Consider the following 20,214-nt stretch of genomic DNA (forward strand, 5'->3'; position numbering starts at 1 on the left):
CCTAACGTTACCGGGGTGATCTTCCGCAAATTTCTCCCTTCGGTGGCGACAATTTGCCGTAGGATTGTCCAAGTCTTGTCCGAGGGTTATGGCGGAACTAGAAGGAACACCGCGCCTATGACGGCGCAGTTGATCAGGGTGCAGAATGAATCGCAGGGTTACGAAGGCGATATTCCCCGTGGCGGGGCTTGGAACACGGTTCCTGCCGGCCACCAAATCGATCCCGAAAGAGATCATGACGCTCGTTGACCGACCGTTGATCCAGTATGCGATCGACGAGGCGCGCGCGGCCGGGATCGAGGAATTCATCTTCGTCACCTCGCGCGGCAAGGGTGCGCTTGAGGACTATTTCGACCATGCGCACGAACTTGAGGCGAACCTTGAGCGCGCGGGCAAGAAAGACCTTCTCGACATCCTGCAATCCACCAACATGGATTCCGGTGCCATCGCCTATGTCCGCCAGCACAAGGCGCTTGGGCTTGGCCATGCCGTCTGGTGCGCAAGCCGCCTGATCGGTGACGAACCTTTCGCGGTCCTTCTGCCCGACGACGTGATCGCGGCGGAAAAGCCCTGCCTGCAACAGATGGTCGAGGCCTATCAGGAAACCGGCGGCAATATGGTTGCCGCAATGGAGGTTCCGGCCGAAAAAGCCTCGTCCTACGGTGTGCTCGATATCCGCGAGGATATGGGGGCGCTCGTCTCGGTCAAAGGCATGGTCGAAAAGCCCAAGGCGGCGGAAGCGCCATCGAACCTGGCAGTCATTGGCCGCTACATCCTGTCGCCGGGCGTCCTGCGCAATCTCGAAGCCAAGCAGCAGGGCGCGGGCGGAGAGATTCAGCTGACCGACGCCATCGCCCGCGAAATCGCCACCTCGGACAATGTCTACGGCTACCGCTTCCGCGGCCAGCGGTTCGACTGCGGGTCGAAGGCGGGTTTCCTGCAGGCCACGGTCGCTTTCGGCCTTGCACGGGCCGAGCTTCGTGACGAGTTCCAGCAGTTCCTTCTTGAAATGACAGCCATGCGGAAGGCTGCCGAATAAGCAGGGCTCGATGCCACGACCCATTCTGGTGACCGGTGGGGCCGGTTATGTCGGTTCCCATGCCTGCAAGGCGCTTGCGCGTGCGGGCTATTTGCCGGTGACTTTCGACAGCCTGGTGACCGGCTGGCGCGATGCGGTGAAGTTCGGCCCGTTCGAGGAAGGCGATCTTTCGGATCGCGCGCGTCTGGACGAGGTTTTCGCCAAATGGCAGCCCGAGGCGGTGATGCATTTCGCCGCCCTGTCGCTGGTCGGCGATGCGATGCGCGACCCGGGCCGGTACTGGCGCGCGAATGTCCTTTCCTCGCTCAATCTGATCGAGGCGGCGGTGGCGGCCGACTGCCGCCACTTCATCTTCTCATCCACCTGCGCGGTCTATGGCGATCAGGATGGCGTTGTCCTGGACGAGGAAACCGAGGCGCGACCGATCAACGCCTATGGCAAATCGAAATATGCCATCGAGCAGATGCTCGGCGATTTCGCCGCCTCGCATGGGCTGAAGCCGGTGATCTTCCGCTACTTCAACGTGGCGGGCGCCGATCCGGACGGCGAGGTGGGCGAGTTCCACCGGCCCGAAACCCATCTCATTCCACTGATGCTGGACGCAGTTGACGGGCAGCGCCCGGCGCTTACCGTCTTTGGCACCGATTATCCGACGGTAGACGGCACCTGCGTGCGCGATTATGTGCATGTGATGGATCTGGTGGATGCACATGTCGGAGGCTTGAGGTGGCTGGAAAGGGGCGGGGCGCCGCGCGTCTTCTGCCTCGGCAGCGGCAAGGGCTTTTCGGTGCGCGAGGTGATTGACCAGGCCGGGACCGTGACGAACCGCGCCGTGCCGGTCACCTATGGCGACCGCCGCGCGGGCGACGCGGTGAAGCTGGTCTGCGGATCAGAACGGGCGATGAAGGATCTGGGCTGGGTGCCCGCGCGCTCGACCATGAAAGAGATGATCGCCGATGCCTGGCGCTGGCATCAGTCGGGTCACTATGACCGATAGGCCACCGCTTCGCATCCTCGACATCACCCGCCTTGTGGCACGCGCTGACGGCGGGCCGCTCACCGGCATCGACCGGGTGGAACGCGCCTATCTGAAAGGCCTGATCGCTGCGCACGTACCCTTCTATCTGGCCAGCCGCGCCGCTCTTGGCTGGCTGATCATCGACGGGGCCGAGGCGCGCAAGGTTCTGGGCTGGATCGACAATGTGGCAAGCTTGCCCGCGCCCGGTCTGGCCGGACGCCTGCTTTCCGGTCCGCGCCGCACCCCCGCGCTTGAGGCGGCGCTGCGCGAGATCGCGGTCGCGCGCCTCAGGCCCGGCGCGCTGCCCGGCTGGTTGAAACGCCGCGCCGACGGCAATGGCAGCTGGATTTCGGTGGGGCATATGAACCTCGCCGACCGGACCTTGCGCAATGCTCGCAAGGCGGGGCTGAAGACCGCCGTCATGCTGCATGACGCGATTCCGCTGGATCATCCCAATTGGTCAGCGACCGGGGCGACCGAACGGTTCGCCGCCGCTTTGGATGGCGTCGCCCATCAGGCCGATTTCATCTTCTGTCCGTCGCAATCGGCCGCGCGCCGTTTGGCGTTGCATATGCAGCCCGAAGGCAAGGTGCTGATCGCCCCACTGGGCGTGGAATGTGCCGAGGCAGATCCGGCGCTGATCCCCGCAAGTTTCCGGCCGGAACATGCAAGCTTCATCTGCCTCGGCACGATCGAGCCGCGAAAGAACATCGGGCTTCTGTTCAATGTCTGGACCCAGTTGCAGGCCCATCTGCCTGCAACCTCGGTGCCGCACCTGCATCTGGTGGGACGTCGCGGTTGGGGCAGCGATGCGCTTCTCGGCCATCTCACAAGATCCTCGCTGCACGGCCGCTATATCTTCCAGCATACCGGCCTGCCTGACGCAGCCGTCGCCGCCATGCTCCTGAAGTCGCGCGCCCTTCTGGCACCAAGTCGGGCCGAGGGCTTTGGCTTTCCACCCGCGGAAGCAGCGGCTTTGGGCGTTCCGGTGATTGCGACCGATCTCTCCGTTACGCAGGAGGTGATCGGCCATTACGCCACCTACTTGCCGCCCGACGATCCGCAAGCCTGGGTCGAGGCGATCCTGCCGCTGTCGGCGCCGGGCAACAGACGCGCGCCTTTGGCGCTGCCCGACTGGACAGCGCATTTCAACCTGGTCTTTAATCACGTCTGATAGCCGTTGCATTGAACGAACGACGGACCGGGGAATTCGAGTGAGGGTCTGGGAAAGATACCGTCTGCGTCTGACCCGGAAGCGCTTGCGCTTCCGCGCGTTCCGGAAACGGCGCGAATTGACGCCGGTAAAGGATCGTTCCGGCCAGATCGGCAGGCAGGCGATCCTGCTTTTCTCGACGGTGCGCAACGAACGGCCGCGGCTGCCATTCTTCCTCACCTACTACCGGACGCTCGGCATCAATCACTTCCTGATCGTCGACAACGGGTCGGATGACGGGACGGCGGACTATCTGGCGGCCCAGCCCGACGTCTCGCTCTGGACCACGCGCCGCAGCTATCAGAAGGCGCGGTTCGGCGTCGACTGGATGAACCATCTGTTGCGCCGCCATGGCACCGGCCATTGGGCGCTGACCGTCGATGTCGATGAGTTCCTCACCTATCCCTATTGCGATACGCGCCCGATCCGCGCCCTGACCGACTGGCTGGATTCCTATGGCGTCCGCTCCTTCCCGGCGATGCTTCTCGACATGTATCCCAAGGGGCCGGTCGGCGCGCGAACCTATGCCGAGGGGCAGAATCCGTTCGAGATTGCCGATCATTTCGACAGCGGCAATTACATGATTTCGCGCAACCCTCAGTACGGCAACCTCTGGATCCAGGGTGGACCGCGCGCACGGACCTATTTCGCCAATGCGCCGGAAAATGCCCCTGCCCTGAACAAGATCCCGCTGGTCAAATGGCACCGGACCTACACCTATGTAAACTCTACCCACATGCTTCTGCCGCGCGGCCTGAACCAGACCTTCGATACCGACGGCGGAGAGATGACGTCAGGCTGCCTGATGCATGCGAAATTCCTGTCGCTTTTCCCGGTGAAGGTTCAGGAAGAGGCGGCGCGTCGGGAGCATTTCGGCCAAAGCCGCGAATACCGGGCCTATGCGGCCGATGACGCGGCATCGGTCGATTTCTGGTGCCCGTTCAGCGAGAAGTTCATCAACTGGCGACAGTTGGAAATCCTCGGGCTCATCTCGAAGGGCAGCTGGGCATGAGTGTGGGCGTCATCATGCTTTGCCACACCGCGTTCGGCCGCGCTGCCGAAGTGGCACGGTTCTGGGCGGAAGGCGGCTCGCCCGTTGTCATCCATGTTGATGCCCGCGTGTCGGAAAAGGCGGTCGGCGAGTTCCGTGACGCGCTCACGGACCTGCCGCAGATCAGCTTCTCGCGGCGCTTTCCCTGCGAATGGGGTACCTTCGGCCTCGTTGCCGCAACTCTTGAAGCATCGACGGACCTGCTCGCCCGCCATAGCGATGTGAGTCATGTCTACCTCGCCTCTGGCTCCTGCCTGCCGCTCCGCCCGCACCGGGAACTGATCGACTATCTCGAGGCGCATCCCCGGACCGATTTCATCGAAAGCGTCACTACCGAGGATGTGCCCTGGATCGTCGACGGGTTGGCACAGGAACGGTTCACCCTGCGCTTTCCCTTCGCCTGGCGCACGCGGCGGCGGCTTTTCGACGGCTATGTACGCCTTCAAAGGCGGCTGGGCGTCACGAGGCGCATCCCTGCGGGGATCGAGCCACACATGGGCTCGCAATGGTGGTGCCTCACGCGCCGCACGCTTTCCTCGATCCTCGAAGACCCGCGCCGGGCGGAATATGACCGCTATTTCCGCCGGGTCTGGATTCCGGACGAAAGCTATTTCCAGACACTCGCACGGCTTTATTCGACCAAGCTGGAAAGCCGGTCGCTGACCCTGTCGAAGTTCGATGTCACCGGCAAGCCGCATACATTCTATGACGATCATCTGCAGCTTCTGCGCCGGTCGGATTGTTTCGTTGCCCGCAAGGTCTGGCCGCAGGCCGAAATCCTCTATCGCACCTTCCTCGCCCCGCAGCCCGAAGGCCATCCCCGGACCGAGCCGCAGCCGGGCAAGATTGACCGCCTTTTTGCCCGCGCGGTCGAGCGGCGCCGCTACGGGCGCCCGGGCCTTTACATGCAAAGCCGCTTCCCGGCGCGCGACCGCGAAAACGGCAAGACCAGCGCACCCTATTCGGTCTTTCAGGGCTTTTCCGACCTTTTCGAGGATTTTCCGAGCTGGCTGACCAAATCCTCGGGCAGCCGGGCACATGGCCATCTCTTCGCGCCGACGGGCGCCGAATTCGCCGCGGGCGATCCGACCTTCGAAGGCGCCCTGCCTTCGGGTGCGGCGCTGAGGGACTATAATCCGCGCGCCTTCCTCACCAACCTTCTGTGGAACACGCGCGGCGAGCGGCAATCTTTCCAGACCAGCCCGCGCGATCTGCAGGCGCTGAACGAATTCATCGCCACCGACGCGAATGCCCAGGTTTCGGTCATTTCCGGCGCCTGGGCGATCCCGCTCTATCTGTCCGAGGCGCCCTTCGCCTCGGTCCGGGTCGAGGCGGCGCGGCTTCAGCAGATCGAAACCCTGCATCTGGCGCTCCTGCGTTCGGCCGAGGTGAAGGCCCGGGTACGGATCTGGACGCTTGCCGATTTCCTCGAAAGCCCGATGGAGCATCTTCAGGCCATCGTCGACGAGATCGCGCCGCGCGCGCCGCGCTCGATCAGCGAGGTGCCCCGCATGGTGGATTTGTCGGGCTTCCCGCAGTTCCTGCAGAATCTGAAAAACCAGGGCATGCAGCCGACGCTCGTCGGCGACTTCCCGATGGCTCTGGGCGACGCGCCGCGCGGCCCGGCGCGCGGGCGGCCCTACCTGGTGCGCTAGGGTATGGCACGCTTCACAAGCTTCGTGATCCTTGCCGCCATGCGGACCGGATCGAACTTTCTGGAAGAAAGCCTGAAGGGCGTGCCGGGCCTCGCAGTTCATGGCGAGGCGTTCAATCCTGTCTTCATGGGCCATGCCGACCAGAAGGAACTGCTCGGCCTCTCGCTCGCCGCCCGCGACGCCGATCCCGGCGCGCTGCTTGACCGGCTCCGCAAGGCGCCGGGCCTGAACGGCTTTCGGCTCTTTCCCGGCCATGACCCGAGGGTGTTGGCGCTGGTTCTCGCCGACCCAGCCTGCGCCAAGATCGTACTGACGCGCAATCCCGCCGAAAGTTATGTCAGCCTTCTTATCGCGCGCGCGACCGACCAGTGGAAGCTTGGCGATGCGCGCGGCCGGAGGGAAGCGCGTGTCCGTTTCGAAGAGGCCGGGTTTCATGCCCATCTGAGCGAGCTGGGCGCTTTCCGGTCACAGGTCACACAGGCGCTGCAGGCCAGCGGCCAGACGGCCTTTCATCTGACCTATGACGATCTCGGTGATCGGGAGGTGATCTGCGGTCTCTGCCGGTTTCTCGGCGTCGATGGCGAGGCGGCGGAGCCGGCCCGCAGCATCGTGCCGCAAAACCCCGGGCCGCTGAGTGACAAGGTGACGAACCCGCGTGAGATGGCGGCAACCCTTGCGCGGCTCGATCCGTTCGGCCTGTCCCAGGTACCGAATTTCGAGGCAGGTCGCGGCCCGCAGGTTCCCTCCTTCATCGCCGCACAGGTCCCGCTTCTGTTCCTGCCGATTCCCGGTGGCCCGTCCGCCTCGGTCGAGCGCTGGCTTTCGGCCTTCGGTCCGACCGAGACCGGCTTTACCCAGAAGACGCTCAAGGACTGGATGCGGGGGCACACAGGCCTCCGACGTTTCACCGTCCTGCGCCACCCTTTGCTGCGCGCGTTCGCGGCCTTCGAAAGTTACCTTGGACCCGAATTCGACGAGGCGACCCGCCAGCAGATTTCCCGAAACTACAAGGTTGCGTCAGAGCCGACTGCCACTGCCTTCGCCGCCTTCCTTAGGTTCCTCAAGGCCAATCTGAACGGCCAGACCGCGCACCGGACCCTTCCCGGATGGGCCAGCCAAAGCGCGGTGGTTCAGGGCTTCCAGCAGCTTTTCTCGCCCGATCTTGTGGCGCGCGAGGACCGCGTCGAACCGGCGCTTGGCTATCTTTGCGAAGACCTCGGGCTCCCCATGCAGCGGTTTGAGGCGGACGACGGGCTGGCGCAGCGGTTGAGGTCGCTAGGTCAGGGCGAGGTGCTGAGCGCAGCCGCCCGTCAGGGCTATGCGCGCGACTATCTCGCCTTCGGTTTCGGCGATTGGGCCTAAGCCGCCTCAGGCCGCCTGGATCGACCGCAGATCGGTCAGAACCGCATGCAGCGCGGCGGGATCGCTGTTCTGACGCAGCTTGATCCGCGTCTGTTCCTCGCGCAGCGTACGAGAGACGGTGGCGAGCGCCTTCAGATGTTCGACACCAGCATCCTTCGGCGCGAAAAGCGCGAAAATCAGGTCGACCGGCACCCGGTCGACCGAATCGAAATCGACCGGCCGTTCCAGGCGGATGAAAACCCCCGCCATCTTCTCAAGCCCGTCGAGCCGCGCATGCGGCAGCGCCACGCCATTGCCCACCCCGGTCGGACCCAGCGTCTCGCGTTCCTGCAAGGCGTCGAAGGTTGTGTCGCCATCCAACCCATAAACGGCCTGGGCGATATCGCCCAGATCCTGGAAAAGCCGCTTCTTGCTTGCGGTGCCGGCCATGACCCGCACCGCGCTCGGGCTCAGAAAGCTCGATAGGTCCATTCCACCTGTCCTTGTCGGGCCGCCCGTCAGCTGCGACCGGCCGGATCGATCCAGCCAACGTTGCGATCCTCGCGGCGGTAGACGACATTCACCCCGCCGTGCTTTTCGTTGCGGAAGACCAGAAGCGGCGCGCCCACCAGTTCCATCTGCATCACCGCCTCGCCGACCGAAAGCGAAGGGATCTTCGTTTCGGTCTCGGCGATGATGATCGGTTGCAGCGATGCGCCTTCCGCCTCTTCCGCCTCGTCTTCAGCGGCGAGCACATACATGGGTGCCTCGTCGAATTCAACCGGTGCCCGGCGGTCACGATGATGATCGCGCAGACGGCGCTTGTAGCGGCGCACCTGCTTGTCGAGACGTTCGCGCGCCGCCTCGAATGCCTCGTAGACCTCGTGCGCCTGACCGTGCGAGGCGACATGCAGACCGGTCGAAAGATGGGCGGTCACCTCGCACAGATAGGTGCTCGCATCGCGGGAAAAAACGATCGTCGCATCGGTCGGGCGCTGGGCATATTTCTCGAGCGTCTCACCAAGCTCGGACTTCACATGAGTCTGCAGAGCTTCACCCACATCCATCTGCTTGCCGCTGATCTGATAACGCATCATTGCCTCCTGTGCGTGAAAAGTGTGCCTTCTCGGTTCACCTCTTGCCGGGCGTCCGGAAAGTCTGGTTCTGGGGAAATTCGGGCCCGGCACCGGGGCGATCCGATCGGCTCGGGAAGAGGCCGAATGGGTCGCGCGAACGAGGGCGGTGGGAATGGGCATTTGTGATATTTGGCGCCAGTTCGGCGGCCTCTGTCAACGGCTTCCTTTTCGACATAGGCGCGGAATGTGGCACGGCAAGGGCACGCCGTGCGACGGCGGGGCCGAAAAATCTGTCCGAAGATTTTCCGGCGGCAACCGGCCGACAGGGTCAGGAGATGCGGAAATTCTGCCCGAGGTACACGCGCCGCACATTCTCGTCGCGCACCACCTCTTCCGCGGTGCCGCTCATCAGGACCACGCCGTCGTGCAGGATATAGGCGCGGTCCACGATCTCCAGCGTCTCGCGGACATTATGGTCGGTGATCAGGACGCCGATCCCGCGTTCCTTGAGGTCATGGACCAGCGTGCGGATATCGCCGACCGAGATCGGATCGACCCCGGCGAACGGTTCGTCCAGCAGCAGATATTTCGGGTCCGCCGCCAGGCAGCGCGCGATCTCGACCCGCCGCCGCTCGCCGCCCGACAGGGCCATCGCGGGCGCGCGGCGCAGATGTTCGACCGAGAAATCCGACAGCAACTCCTCCAGCCGCTCGCGCCGCTTGTGGGGGTCGCTTTCGGCGATTTCGAGCACGGCGAGGATATTGTCCTCGACTGACAGGCCGCGGAAGATCGACACTTCCTGCGGCAGATAGCCGATGCCAAGCCGCGCCCGGCGGTACATCGGCAGGCCGGTGACCTCCTGCCCGTCGATCATGACCTGACCCGCGTCGGGCGTGATCAGCCCGGCGATATTGTAAAAGCAGGTGGTCTTGCCCGAGCCGTTGGGCCCAAGAAGCGCCACCACCTCGCCGCGCGCCAGGTCCATCGACACATCGCGGATCACCGGGCGGCGGCGATAGCTTTTGCGCAAATGGCGGACTTTCAGCCCCTGACCGCCTTCGGCGAGGGTGAGGGTCGGCGGCGTTCCCATCTCAGTTCCCCGCCGGTTGCAGGATCGTCTTGACGCGACCATCCATGCGGCCGGTTCCCGCATCGATATCGACGGTCAGTTTCTGCCCGGTCATAACATCGCCGTTCTGGGTCAGGACGACATTCCCGGTCAGCTCCAGTTCCCGCGTGGCGAGGAAGTAGATGCCATGCTCGGCCTTCGCCGCCTCGACCGGCGTCGAGAGAAGCACATTGCCATCCGCGATCAACCGGTCGATCTTCGTCCGGTCGCCCTCGACATATTCGACGGTCAAGAGGTCGGACGACAGGCGCAGGTCGCCCTGAACGGCCTGCACATTGCCCTTGAAGATCGCCTGATTGTCCTTCTGGCTGACCTCAAGGACATCGGCCGTGATCTCGACCGGCTTGCCCGCCTCGCCCTTGAGACCGGAAAAGGCCACTGGCGCGCCGCCTTGCGTCTCTGCCATGCTTACGCCCGCCGCCGGAATGACCGCCAGCGCACAGACCGCCGCGAATAGCAAATGTCGCATCGTGACCCTTCAGTTCTCCGGCCTGTATATCAGGCGGACCGCGCCTTTGAAAACCAACAGTTGCTCACCCGCAGGGCCGGAAATCCTGACTTTCTCCGACGAGATTGTGCCCAGAGGCGCCGTGCCTCGCACATCGCCTTCGGCGGCAATGTCGGTGCGGTCGAGCGGCCCCTCCATTGTCCGGGCGCGGAGGTCGTAGCCATCGGCGGTCAGGACCGTCACATCGCCCTCCAGACGCAGCCGTTGCGCGACCTGATCCATCGTCGCGCTGCGGGCGCTGACAGTGACTTTTCCACCATCCTTAAGATCGTAGACCGCGAGGACATTCTCGGCTGTTGCCGGGTCATTCGGGGTAGGCCCCGGCCGCGCGCTGTCGGCCACCACGCGGATCGCGGTGCCGTCCTCGGTGACGGTCGAATAGGCGGGCGCCGTCAGTCGCGGGTCGTTTGCAAGCGCGTTGATGTCAACCTCGGCATAGGGCAAGGCTCCTTCGAAATCGATCCGGCGGGCGAAGAGGAAAAGCGTCGAGAGGATCGCCAAGGCAACGATCGGCAGCGCGATCTTCAGCCAGAAGATCAGGCGTGAATAGCCGGACAGCGCCGCCGCCATGGCTCAGACCACACCGGCGCGGAAGCAATCGTGGATGTTGAGGATACCCTCGGGCGCGCCCGATGCGCCCACCACGAACAGGCAAGTGATCTTGCGCTCCTTCATCAGTGCCAGCGCCTGTTCGGCCAGTGCCCCGGCGGCAATCGTCTGCGGCGCGCGGGTCATGATCTCTCCCGCGTTATGGCCCAGAAGGCCGTCCATGTGCCGCCTGAGGTCACCGTCGGTGACAATGCCTGTCAGGCGGCCGCCAGCATCGACCACCCCGGCGACGCCGAAGCCCTTGCGGGTCATTTCCAGAAGCACATCCGCCATCGGCAGGTCTTGGGCGACGACAGGCATCGCCGCGCCGACATGCATCAGGTCGCCGACCTTCAGCAGCTTCGCACCAAGCTTGCCGCCCGGGTGGAAGGTACGGAAATGGTCTGGCGTGAAGCGCCGGTGCTCCATCAGCGCGACCGCCAGCGCATCGCCCAGAGCCAGCGTCATGGTGGTGGAGGTGGTGGGCACGATCCCGGTCCCGCAGGCTTCTTCCGCCTGCGGCAGAAGGATGGCTACATCGGCCTGGGTCAGCAGGGTCGAGCCCTCGCGGCTCGCCACGCCGATCAGCGGAATGCTGAAGCGGCGGGTATGGGCGATGATATCGGAAAGCTCCGGCGTTTCGCCCGAGTTCGACAGCACCAACGCCACATCGCCATCGGTGACCATACCGAGATCGCCGTGGCTCGCCTCGGCCGGATGGACATATTGCGCGGGCGTACCGGTCGAGGCGAGCGTTGCCGCGATCTTGCGCCCGACATGGCCTGACTTGCCCATACCCGACACGATTACCCGGCCCTTCGCCGCCAGGATCAGATCGACCGCCGCCGCGAAGGAGGGGCCGAGCGTCGCGCCAAGCGCCGCAAGGCCGCGCGCCTCAAGTTCGATCACGCGGCGGGCGGTCGCAAGGAATGTCTCGTGATCGGTCATGTCAGTGCCTGAAGATGTCCGCTTCGTCGCCCCAGCCCAGAAGGTCAAGCTCGGCCCGGCGCGGCAGGAATTCGAAGCAGGCCTGCGCCAGCCCGGTCCGCCCCTCGCGTTCCAGAAGCTTGTCCAGCTCTGTTTTCAGCCGGTGCAGATAAAGAACGTCCGAGGCGGCATAGTCGCGTTGCGCTTCGCTCAGGCTTTCCGCACCCCAGTCCGAAGTCTGCTGCTGTTTGGAAATGTCGATGCCCAGGATCTCCTGCAGCAGGTTTTTCAACCCATGGCGGTCCGTGAAAGTGCGCACCATCTTGGCGGCGATCTTGGTGCAATAGACCGGCTGGGTCGTGACGCCAAAGGCCGCCTTGAGCGCGGCAATATCGAACCGACCGAAATGGAAGAGCTTCAGCACCTTGCGGTTCTTCAGAAGCTTTTCGAGATTGGGCGCCCGCTTCTGTCCCGGTGCGATCTGCACGAGATAGGCCTTGCCGTCCCCGGAAGACAACTGGACAAGGCACAACCTGTCGCGCCGTGGGTCGAGGCCCATCGTCTCGGTGTCGATCGCGACCACGGGGCCAAGATCAAGGCCATCCGGCAGATCGTTCTGGAACAGTTCGGTGGTCATGAGCCTCTCATCCGTCAATATCTGCGCGCTGCCGTACTCATGGTGTAGGATATCCAAATCCCCGCCGACCAGCACTATGGCGCCGCAGCCCTATTCCTCGCCGGTTGCAGCCAGTCCCGAAAAAATGGACAAGCCCATCGGCACGCATTCTCCTGCTCGTACCGACCGCCCGGCTGTTTGGCAACTCTGCGAAAGCCGGTTGGGCCATAGCCTGCCTGCGATAGCGGCTTTTCCGCGCTGTGCCCCGGATGCGCGCGTGGTGGTCCAACCCCCAATCGCCCCGGCCACCTGCGCAGAATGAGCCTTGCGCGCCGTGGCACGCCGTAGTAGGGCCGGGGCCAAGAAGGATGCCGGTGTAGCTCAGCTGGTAGAGCACGTCATTCGTAATGATGGGGTCGGGGGTTCGAGTCCCTTCACCGGCACCATCCTTCTCAGGAACCTCCCTTAGGGCAGTTGGATGCGCGCTCGGTTAGCGCCACGCGATTTCTTCGCGCGGCGCAGGGTCAAGCTGAAACGTCTTTCGGCCTAATCACCAATTTCACCGCTCGCCACGCGCTTGGTGTGGCGGCCAGAATTCCGATTCCGGGATTGATGTGGTCTGGAGGAGTGACCAGAGATGCGGTGGCAGCCGCAATTGCGACCGACAATTACCCGCCAGCTGTTTTCAGCCAAGGTCGCGCGGGGATATCGTTGACGCTCAGACTGGCTGGCTCTCTTCGCGAAGTCGCGGACGTGGCCCGTAGTAGGTAGCGGGACCGAAGGTCTGTGACCTGAATGCACGCCCTTCCGCCGAACCTTTCGTATCTTGACCCGTGTCAAGGCGCCCTTGCGGAGTTCGGTGGTTGGATTGCCCGATCATCCGACGGAGGGAGTGAGATGAGCGATCAGACAGTGACCGGAATCGACGCACCTGCTCTACAAGCGCAAAAAACCGCAGGACCACAGAAATTCCCCACACCGGACCGCGATCAGGTGCGGCTCGCCTTCGAAAGCGGCGCCTATCCGTATCACGACCGGCTCGGGGTTCGCGCTTATGAGACCGAGAAGGCGACGCTTCAGGCCGAACTTCTGAAGGTCCAGCTCTGGGCACAGGAGACAGGACAGAAGTTTGTCATCCTGATGGAAGGCCGCGATGCCGCCGGCAAGGGCGGCACGATCAAACGGTTCATGGAACATCTCAATCCGCGCTATGCCCGCGTTGTCGCCCTGACAAAGCCCTCCGACGTCGAAAAGGGCCAGTGGTTCTTCCAGCGCTATATCGAGCATCTGCCGACAGCGGGCGAGATCGTGTTTTTCGACCGCAGCTGGTACAACCGGGCGGGCGTCGAGCGGGTGATGGGGTTCTGCACGCCGTCCGAATATCTGGAATTCATGCGCGAGGCGCCGGAACTGGAGCGGATGTTCGTTCGCTCCGGCATCCGGCTCTACAAATACTGGTTCTCGGTCACCCGCGACGAGCAGCGTCGCCGCTTCACCGCACGCGAAACCGATCCTCTGAAGCGCTGGAAGCTAAGCCCGATCGACAAGGCGTCGCTGGACAAGTGGGACGATTACACCGAGGCGAAAGAGGCGATGTTCTTCTACACCGATACCGCCGATGCGCCCTGGACAATCGTGAAATCCGATGACAAGAAGCGAGCCCGGCTAAATGCGATGCGGCATTTCCTGACCTCGCTGGATTATCCCGGAAAGGACGCCTCGGTCATCGCCCCGCCCGATCCGCTGATTGTCGGGCGCGCCGCGCAGGTGCTGGCGGCGAACGGTCATATCATCGACACCGCAACCCATCCGCGCACCCGGCGCAGGGTCACCGCTGTCGCCGCGCCCGCCTGAGGTCGGGCGCCTCTGGACCTTCCCCAGCGCTGGGTCTATGGCTCGGGGATGAGGGAACGGCTTTCATATGCCGCGCAGGTGCGGGTGCTTCTGGTGTTGGGTTTGCCGATCATCGGCAGCCATCTGGCGCAGATGCTTCTCCATGTCACCGACACGGTCCTTCTGGGCTGGTATGGGGTCGACGAGCTTGCGTCGGTCGTCCTTGCGACCTCGACCTTCTTCGTCCTCTTCATCCTTGGGGCGGGCTTCGGCATTGCCGTGATGGGGATGGTCGCCTCGGCGCTCGGCCGGGGGGATGAGACGCAGGTCAGGCGCGACACGCGTATGGGCATCTGGCTTTCGCTTCTCTTCAGTCTCTTCACCCTGCCGGTCTTCTGGTATTCCGGGCCGATCCTGCTGCGGTTCGGGCAAGAGCCGCATATCGCCGATCTGGCGCAGGATTTCCTCAGAATCGCGGGCTTCGGCATGGGGCCGGCGCTGGTGATCATGGTGCTGAAAAGCTATCTCGCGGCGCTGGAAAAGACCAAGGTCCAGCTGTGGGTAACGCTGGCTGGTGTCGTCTTCAATTTCTGCGTCGCCTGGGCGCTGATCTTCGGTCACTGGGGCATGCCTGAACTGGGCGTGCGCGGCGCGGCGATCGCCTCGCTTGTGACCCAGAGCCTTGGCGCGATCCTTCTCGGTCTCTATGCGGCGCTGGAACCCTCCAGCCGCCGGTTCCACCTGTTCCAGCGCTTCTGGCGGCCGGACTGGGTGGCTTTCTTCCGCGTGCTGAGACTCGGCGTTCCGGTCGGTCTGACCGGTCTCGCCGAAAGCTGCCTCTTCGTTGCGGCGTCGGTGATGATGGGCTGGATCGGTACGGTGGAACTTGCCGCGCACGGGATCGCGATGGAGGTGGTGGCCTTGGCCTTCATGGTCCATCTCGGCCTGTCGAACGCGGCCACGGTGCGGGTTGGCCGGGCAGAGGGCGAGGGTGACCCGCAATCGATGCGCGACAGCGCGATCGCAGCGACGCTTCTGTCTGCGGGCTTCGCCCTGCTGATGATTGCGCTGTTCCTTGCCGCGCCTGAATGGCTAGTCGGGCTCTTCCTCGACGAAAGCAAGGAAGAGGCGGGCGCGATCCTGAGTTTCGGCGTGAAGCTTCTGGCGATGGCGGCGCTGTTCCAACTGTTCGATGCGATGCAGGTGATCGGGCTTGGCCTCCTGCGCGGCGTGCAGGACACGCGGGCGCCGATGCTGATCGCGGCCTTGTCCTATTGGGTGATCGGCGTGCCGTCGAGCTATCTGATCGCCTTCCCGGGTGGCTATGGCGGCACCGGCCTGTGGTTCGGGCTCGCGGTCGGGCTTGCAGTTGCGTCGGCGCTTCTGATGGCGCGCTTCTGGCGCGGGCCCTGGCGGCGGCGCCTCGGCGCGTCAGCTGCGGTCGGCCTTGCGCCGCACAAGGACGCTGCGCAGATCGTGCATGGCGAGTAGAAGCGCGTCCGTCACCTGATCAAGTTCGTCGTCGCTGGCCTTCGACTGCGCCCAATGGGCGGTCTGGTTCAGGTGATCGACAGTGCGCAGGATGTCGTCGATGTCGCGGCGCGCCAGCACCGCCTGCCGCTCTGCCATCCAGCCTCGGATCGCCGACAGGTCTTCGGGCGAGAGCACACGGTCGCCCTGCGGCTTGATCTCGCCGTTGCGGATGTTCGCGACCGCGATCTGCTCCATCTCCAGCCGCCGGTGACGGTTCTCCGCATCGATGCGGAAGACCGCGGCGCCGTTTTCGCGCGTCCTGAAGAAGTAATCCGGCAAATCCGACATGAGCCCGCCTTTCCGCCGCCGACAGTAGAAAGCGCCGGGGCGCCTGTCAAAGCCCGTTCAGCGCAGGCGGGCGACGATATAGCGCCGGGGTGGCCCTTTTGGGAAATCGCCGGATTCGAGGATCTCGAATCCCTGCCGCCCGACCGCTGCCTCAAGCCAGCGGGTCGAGAAGAACGACACTTTGGGCGCCTTGCCGAAGAGCCGCATGAGCGCGACTATCGGCGCCATCGCGCGGAAGGGGCCCTGCAGGCACGCGGTCTTGGATATGAAGAGCCCGCCGGGTTTCAGAAGACCGCGCACCCGACCGATCGCCGCCTCGGGATCGTGAAGCAGGTGGAGGAGGTTGAAGGCCAGAACCGCGTCGAAAGGGCCGGGGGGCAGGGGGCCGCCCTCCAGGCTCGCCTCTTCGAGGCTGATGTTCGTCAGACCTGCCTCCTCCACCTTCTTCCGGCCGATGGAGATCATGGCCGCCGAGTAGTCTGTCGCCGTAATATGGCCGACCCCCGGTGCGATCAGAAGCGCCGTACTTGCCGTGCCGCACCCCAGTTCCAGCACGTGGTCCGTGAGTGAGAGGTAGAATTTCGTGCGGGCCAGAGTGTATTCGTAGGCACTCGGGTCCTTGATCGGATCGGCCGCGTATTTCGTGGCGATCCGGTCCCAGAATGCGGCGTCGGATGTCATCGGTACCTCCTGGGCGCGACCCTAGAGTGCGGTGTTAACGAAAGAAATTGCATAAATTTCTTCACCCATTATGCATCAACGCATGGATTGGAACAGCGTCTCCTTCGACTGGAATCAGGTCCGCGCCTTTCTGGCGACGGTCGAGAAAGGGTCTTTCTCGGCGGCGGCCCGGGCGCTCGGCCTTGCGCAGCCGACGCTGGGCCGACAGGTCGCGGGGCTTGAGGCCGACCTTGGCGTTACGCTGTTCGAGCGTCTGGGCAAGAGCCTGATCCTGACCGAGGCGGGGCAGGAACTTCTGGGCGCGGTGCGCGAGATGGGCGCGGCGGCAGGGCGGATATCCCTGACGGCGGCCGGACAGAGCCAGACGATTGAAGGGCTGGTGCGGATCAGCGTGGGCGACGCGCTTGCGACATGTCTTCTGCCGCCGATCCTAGCGCGGCTGGCCGACATCGCGCCGGGGATCGTCATCGAGCTGATCGTTTCTAACGAGCTGAGTGACCTGCGCCGCCGCGAGGCCGATATCGCGGTGCGCCATGTGCGGCCGACCGAACCCGAGCTGATCGCGCGCTTCATTCGTGACAGCCGTGCCCGGCTCTATGCCGCGCCCGCCTATCTTGCGCGCTATGGTCGGCCAACCTCGGGGGCTGATCTGAGGGGCGCGCTCATCGTCGGCTTTGAGCGCGGCGAGCGGCTTCTCGAGGTCCTACGCGCCCATGGGCTGGCGGTGGAGCGGGAGAATTTCCGCCATTACACCAACAATACCGTCGTGGGATGGGAGATGGTCCGCCAGGGGCTTGGGATCGGGATCATGATGGAGGAGGTCGCGGCGGCCACGAAGGGCGTCGAGCTGGTCCTGCCCGGGTTCACACCGATCCCGGTGCCGATCTGGCTAACCACGCACCGCGAACTGAGAACCAGCCGGAGGATCCGGCTGGTCTATGATTTTCTTGCCGAGGAACTTGGCCGGATCAGCGTCTGACAGGGCCTCGTCGAAGCCCTTCGGGCACTCCTCGGGGGCGCCCCGACGAGAAGCGAAGCGCCCGAGGAGGCCTTAGCGCAGGCCCGCGCAGAACGACTGGATGCGGCGGCAGGCTTCTTCCAGTGCCTCATCCGACGTGGCGTAGCTCACGCGGAAATTGGGCGACAGGCCAAAGGCCGCGCCGAAGACGACCGCCACCCCGGTCTCCTCCAAGAGCGCCGTGGCGAAGGCCTCGTCATCCACGATCCGCGTCCCACCGGCCGAGGTCTTGCCGATGCAGCCGGAAATATCGGGATAGACGTAGAAAGCCCCCTCGGGCCGCGGGCAGCTGATCCCCTTTGCCTGATTCAGCATCGACACCACCAGATCGCGCCGCCGCTGGAACAGCTCGCGGTTCGGGCCGAGGAAATCCTGCGGACCATCCAGCGCCTCGACCGCCGCATATTGCGCGACTGACGATGGGTTCGAGGTCGACTGCGACTGGATCGTTCCCATCGCTCTGATCAGATGGGCAGGACCCGCCGCATAGCCGATTCGCCAGCCGGTCATTGCATAGGCCTTCGACACGCCGTTGCAGGTCAGCGTCCGGTCGTAGAGCCCGGGCTCGACCTCAGCCGGGGTCGCGAACTTGAAGTCGTCGAAGACGAGATGTTCGTACATGTCGTCCGACATGACCCAGACATGGGGATGGCGCATCAGCACGTCCGTCAGCCCTTTCACTTCGGCCGCCGTATAGCCCGCGCCCGTCGGGTTCGAGGGCGAGTTGAAGATGAACCATTTGGTCTTCGGCGTGATCGCCGCTTCAAGCTGCGCAGGGGTCAGTTTGAAATTGGTTGCGGCAGACGCCGACACCATCATCGGCGTGCCCCCTGCCAACAGCACCATGTCCGGATAGGAAACCCAGTAGGGGGCCGGAATGATCACTTCGTCGCCCGGGTTCAGCGTTGCCATCAGTGCATTGTAGAGCGTCTGCTTGCCGCCGGTTCCGACCGTGATCTGGTTCGGCTGGTAGTCGAGCCCGTTCTCGCGCTTGAACTTCCGGCAGATCGCCGCCTTCAGCTCGGGGATGCCGTCAACGGCGGTATACTTGGTCTTGCCCGCGTCGATCGCCCGCTTGGCCGCATCCTTGATATTCTGCGGCGTGTCGAAATCCGGCTCGCCTGCGCTCAGGGCGATCACATCCTTGCCCTCCGCCTTCAGCTGCGCCGCCTTGGTCGAGATCGCGATCGAGGGCGAGGGTTTCACGCGCGAGAGCGTGTCGGAAAGAAAGGCCATGGGGCGCTCCGGTTTGAACAATCCGGGATGATGTCTTAGGGTGCGCCTTCGACGCACACAAGCTCTAGGAGTATGAATATGGCCGCGGCAACGGCGCCGACCGACGACGGATGGTTCACCGAGGAAATCGCGACGCTGGGCGACAGGCTCGCCGCCGCGCGCGAGGCGCAGGGGATGGGCGAGGCCGATGTGGCCCAGAGGCTCGGCGTGCGCGCCAAGACCGTCCGTCAGTGGGAGGCCGACGCCTCCGAGCCGCGCGCCAACCGTCTGCAGATGCTTGCGGGCCTTTTGGGCGTCAGCCTGCGCTGGCTGATGACCGGCGAGGGCGAGGGCGTGGCGGCTGAACCGACCCGCCCCGATGCCGAAGCGATGGCGCTGATCGAGGAATTGCGCGCCGTGCGCGGCGGCATCGAGCGGCTGAGCGGCCGGATCGAGCGGATCGAGGAGCGACTTCGCAAGCTGGGGCAGGCGGCGGCATGAGTGATGCAGCGGTGGACCGGCTGAAGCGCCTGCACATGCGCAGCTGGCGGCGCGGGACGAAAGAGATGGATCTGATCCTCGGGCCCTATGCCGATGCGCATCTGGCGGCGATGGGGGCTGGGGCGCTTGACCTTTACGAGGCGCTTCTGGGCGAGAACGATCAGGACCTATACCCGTGGATCACCGGCGCGGCGGCGGCACCAGAGCGGTTTGCGGGCCTTCTGGCAGAAATCGGCGCCTTTGCGCGATCACGGCACGGGGCTGCGAAGGCCTGAACGGCCCACGCGCCCTGGTCGGAAGGCTTTAACTGAAATTTGGCGTTTTTTGCTCACTCTCACCCCGATACGTAATTGTACGGAGCGAGTAGATGACGATGCAGGCCCCCCTTCAAGACCTGTCGCGGCCCGGTTTTCTGGCGGGCTATATCGAAACGCTTGGTCTGGTGGAACGGTTGCACCGCCTGCTGCTCGACGTGATCAAGGACGAGTTCGAGCGGACCGCGGAGGCAGAGATCAACGCGGTGCAGGCGCTTCTTCTGTTCAATATCGGCGCCAATGAGGTGACGGCCGGGGAACTGAAATCGCGCGGCTACTATCAGGGCTCGAACGTGTCCTACAACCTCAAGAAACTGGTGGAGCTTGGCTATATGCACCACGAGCGGTCCGAGGTTGACCGCCGGTCGGTCCGGGTGCGGCTGACGGACCGGGGCGAAGCGGTGCGCGAACGGGTGGCCGATCTTTTCCGCCGCCATGCCGAGGGTATGGCAGGGCGCGGTATCCTCGGTTTGGAGGGCCTTGAGGATATGAACGCGCTGCTGAAACGGATGGAGCGCTATTGGGGCGACCAGATCCGCTTTATCTACTGACTGGTGGTTCCTTTGGGATTTCGCCCCGCGCCGGGCGCGGGGCGACCCGGGGGGGGGGGGGGGGGGGGGGGGGGGGGGGGGGGGGGGGGGGGGGGGGGGGGGGGGGGGGGGGGGGGGGG

General features: G+C 64.3%; 22 protein-coding genes and 1 tRNA gene. 13 read left to right on the forward strand and 10 right to left on the reverse strand.

What is annotated here, in order from left to right; genetic code table 11:
• Positions 1-145 precede the first annotated feature (145 nt).
• Genes galU through OU426_RS16180 form a run of 6 tightly spaced genes read left to right on the forward strand, consistent with a single transcriptional unit; the run spans position 146 to position 7,338 of the window.
• On the forward strand, positions 146-1,039 hold the full coding sequence (gene galU, locus OU426_RS16155; protein WP_267635117.1) for a UTP--glucose-1-phosphate uridylyltransferase GalU: 894 nt from the start codon (positions 146-148) through the stop codon (positions 1,037-1,039).
• Positions 1,040-1,049: 10 nt separating this feature from the next.
• A complete protein-coding gene (galE, locus tag OU426_RS16160) occupies positions 1,050-2,036 on the forward strand; it encodes a UDP-glucose 4-epimerase GalE (protein ID WP_267635118.1) in 987 nt (328 codons plus the stop codon).
• Positions 2,026-3,231 carry a glycosyltransferase family 4 protein gene (locus tag OU426_RS16165; RefSeq protein WP_267635119.1) on the forward strand — a complete coding sequence of 402 codons (1,206 nt, stop codon included), beginning with the start codon at positions 2,026-2,028 and terminating at the stop codon, positions 3,229-3,231. Before galE ends, OU426_RS16165 begins: the two co-directional genes overlap by 11 nt.
• 40 nt (positions 3,232-3,271) lie before the next feature.
• Positions 3,272-4,282 carry a glycosyltransferase family 2 protein gene (locus OU426_RS16170; protein WP_267635120.1) on the forward strand — a complete coding sequence of 337 codons (1,011 nt, stop codon included), beginning with the start codon at positions 3,272-3,274 and terminating at the stop codon, positions 4,280-4,282.
• Positions 4,279-5,976 carry a DUF5927 domain-containing protein gene (locus OU426_RS16175; protein ID WP_267635121.1) on the forward strand — a complete coding sequence of 566 codons (1,698 nt, stop codon included), beginning with the start codon at positions 4,279-4,281 and terminating at the stop codon, positions 5,974-5,976. The genes OU426_RS16170 and OU426_RS16175 overlap by 4 nt, the downstream gene beginning before the upstream one ends.
• A 3-nt stretch (positions 5,977-5,979) precedes the next feature.
• Positions 5,980-7,338: a nodulation protein NodH gene (locus OU426_RS16180; RefSeq protein WP_267635122.1), complete on the forward strand. Its 1,359-nt coding sequence runs from the start codon at positions 5,980-5,982 to the stop codon at positions 7,336-7,338.
• Positions 7,339-7,344: 6 nt separating this feature from the next.
• Here the strand turns inward: OU426_RS16180 and OU426_RS16185 are convergent, their stop codons facing one another.
• The 7 genes from OU426_RS16185 to OU426_RS16215 form a co-directional block, all read right to left on the reverse strand.
• Positions 7,345-7,809, reverse strand: a complete 465-nt coding sequence (locus tag OU426_RS16185) for a PTS sugar transporter subunit IIA (protein WP_267635123.1) — start codon at positions 7,807-7,809, stop codon at positions 7,345-7,347.
• A 26-nt stretch (positions 7,810-7,835) separates the two neighbouring features.
• The gene (hpf, locus tag OU426_RS16190) at positions 7,836-8,411 is read right to left on the reverse strand and encodes a ribosome hibernation-promoting factor, HPF/YfiA family (RefSeq protein WP_267635124.1); all 576 of its coding nucleotides are present in this window, start codon (positions 8,409-8,411) and stop codon (positions 7,836-7,838) included.
• Positions 8,412-8,721: 310 nt separating this feature from the next.
• The gene (gene lptB, locus OU426_RS16195; protein WP_267635125.1) at positions 8,722-9,483 is read right to left on the reverse strand and encodes an LPS export ABC transporter ATP-binding protein; all 762 of its coding nucleotides are present in this window, start codon (positions 9,481-9,483) and stop codon (positions 8,722-8,724) included.
• A gap of 1 nt (position 9,484) precedes the next feature.
• Complete coding sequence (gene lptA, locus OU426_RS16200) at positions 9,485-9,991, reverse strand: lipopolysaccharide transport periplasmic protein LptA (RefSeq protein ID WP_267635126.1); 507 nt, start codon at positions 9,989-9,991, stop codon at positions 9,485-9,487.
• Positions 9,992-10,000: 9 nt separating this feature from the next.
• Complete coding sequence (locus OU426_RS16205; RefSeq protein WP_267635127.1) at positions 10,001-10,600, reverse strand: hypothetical protein; 600 nt, start codon at positions 10,598-10,600, stop codon at positions 10,001-10,003.
• Positions 10,601-10,603: 3 nt separating this feature from the next.
• A complete protein-coding gene (locus OU426_RS16210; protein WP_267635129.1) occupies positions 10,604-11,566 on the reverse strand; it encodes a KpsF/GutQ family sugar-phosphate isomerase in 963 nt (320 codons plus the stop codon).
• Between the two features lies 1 nt (position 11,567).
• Entirely contained in the window at positions 11,568-12,182 is a 615-nt protein-coding gene (locus OU426_RS16215) for a ribonuclease D (RefSeq protein ID WP_267635130.1), read from the reverse strand.
• A gap of 349 nt (positions 12,183-12,531) precedes the next feature.
• On the opposite strand from OU426_RS16215, the gene OU426_RS16220 reads away from it, so the two are divergent.
• The 3 genes from OU426_RS16220 to OU426_RS16230 all read left to right on the forward strand — a co-directional run bounded on the left by OU426_RS16220 (position 12,532) and on the right by OU426_RS16230 (position 15,485).
• Positions 12,532-12,607 (forward strand) — tRNA-Thr (locus OU426_RS16220).
• Between the two features lie 451 nt (positions 12,608-13,058).
• Complete coding sequence (gene ppk2, locus OU426_RS16225) at positions 13,059-14,015, forward strand: polyphosphate kinase 2 (protein WP_267635131.1); 957 nt, start codon at positions 13,059-13,061, stop codon at positions 14,013-14,015.
• Between the two features lie 48 nt (positions 14,016-14,063).
• A complete protein-coding gene (locus OU426_RS16230; protein WP_267635132.1) occupies positions 14,064-15,485 on the forward strand; it encodes an MATE family efflux transporter in 1,422 nt (473 codons plus the stop codon).
• Here OU426_RS16230 and OU426_RS16235 read toward each other — a convergent pair.
• Both OU426_RS16235 and OU426_RS16240 read right to left on the reverse strand, forming a co-directional pair.
• On the reverse strand, positions 15,426-15,815 hold the full coding sequence (locus OU426_RS16235; RefSeq protein ID WP_267635133.1) for a hypothetical protein: 390 nt from the start codon (positions 15,813-15,815) through the stop codon (positions 15,426-15,428). The two genes, OU426_RS16230 and OU426_RS16235, sit on opposite strands and share 60 nt — an antisense overlap.
• Before the next feature lie 57 nt (positions 15,816-15,872).
• Positions 15,873-16,496 carry a class I SAM-dependent methyltransferase gene (locus tag OU426_RS16240; protein ID WP_267635135.1) on the reverse strand — a complete coding sequence of 208 codons (624 nt, stop codon included), beginning with the start codon at positions 16,494-16,496 and terminating at the stop codon, positions 15,873-15,875.
• 82 nt (positions 16,497-16,578) lie between these two features.
• On the opposite strand from OU426_RS16240, the gene OU426_RS16245 reads away from it, so the two are divergent.
• Complete coding sequence (locus tag OU426_RS16245; protein ID WP_267635137.1) at positions 16,579-17,475, forward strand: LysR family transcriptional regulator; 897 nt, start codon at positions 16,579-16,581, stop codon at positions 17,473-17,475.
• Positions 17,476-17,547: 72 nt separating this feature from the next.
• Here OU426_RS16245 and OU426_RS16250 read toward each other — a convergent pair whose 3' ends face one another.
• Positions 17,548-18,750 carry a pyridoxal phosphate-dependent aminotransferase gene (locus tag OU426_RS16250; protein WP_267635140.1) on the reverse strand — a complete coding sequence of 401 codons (1,203 nt, stop codon included), beginning with the start codon at positions 18,748-18,750 and terminating at the stop codon, positions 17,548-17,550.
• A 78-nt stretch (positions 18,751-18,828) separates the two neighbouring features.
• Here OU426_RS16250 and OU426_RS16255 point away from each other — a divergent pair, with 78 nt between their 5' ends.
• From OU426_RS16255 to OU426_RS16265, 3 genes are all read left to right on the forward strand, one after another.
• Positions 18,829-19,230 (forward strand): helix-turn-helix domain-containing protein, encoded by a 402-nt coding sequence (locus OU426_RS16255; RefSeq protein ID WP_267635141.1) that lies wholly within the window; start codon positions 18,829-18,831, stop codon positions 19,228-19,230.
• Positions 19,227-19,505 (forward strand): FAD assembly factor SdhE, encoded by a 279-nt coding sequence (locus OU426_RS16260; RefSeq protein ID WP_267635143.1) that lies wholly within the window; start codon positions 19,227-19,229, stop codon positions 19,503-19,505. The genes OU426_RS16255 and OU426_RS16260 overlap by 4 nt, the downstream gene beginning before the upstream one ends.
• A 92-nt stretch (positions 19,506-19,597) precedes the next feature.
• Entirely contained in the window at positions 19,598-20,095 is a 498-nt protein-coding gene (locus OU426_RS16265) for a MarR family winged helix-turn-helix transcriptional regulator (protein WP_267635144.1), read from the forward strand.
• The last annotated feature ends 119 nt before the right edge of the window (positions 20,096-20,214 follow it).

The sequence above is a fragment of the Frigidibacter sp. RF13 genome, assembly GCF_026626305.1.
In the GTDB taxonomy this organism is placed as follows: domain Bacteria; phylum Pseudomonadota; class Alphaproteobacteria; order Rhodobacterales; family Rhodobacteraceae; genus TMP-24.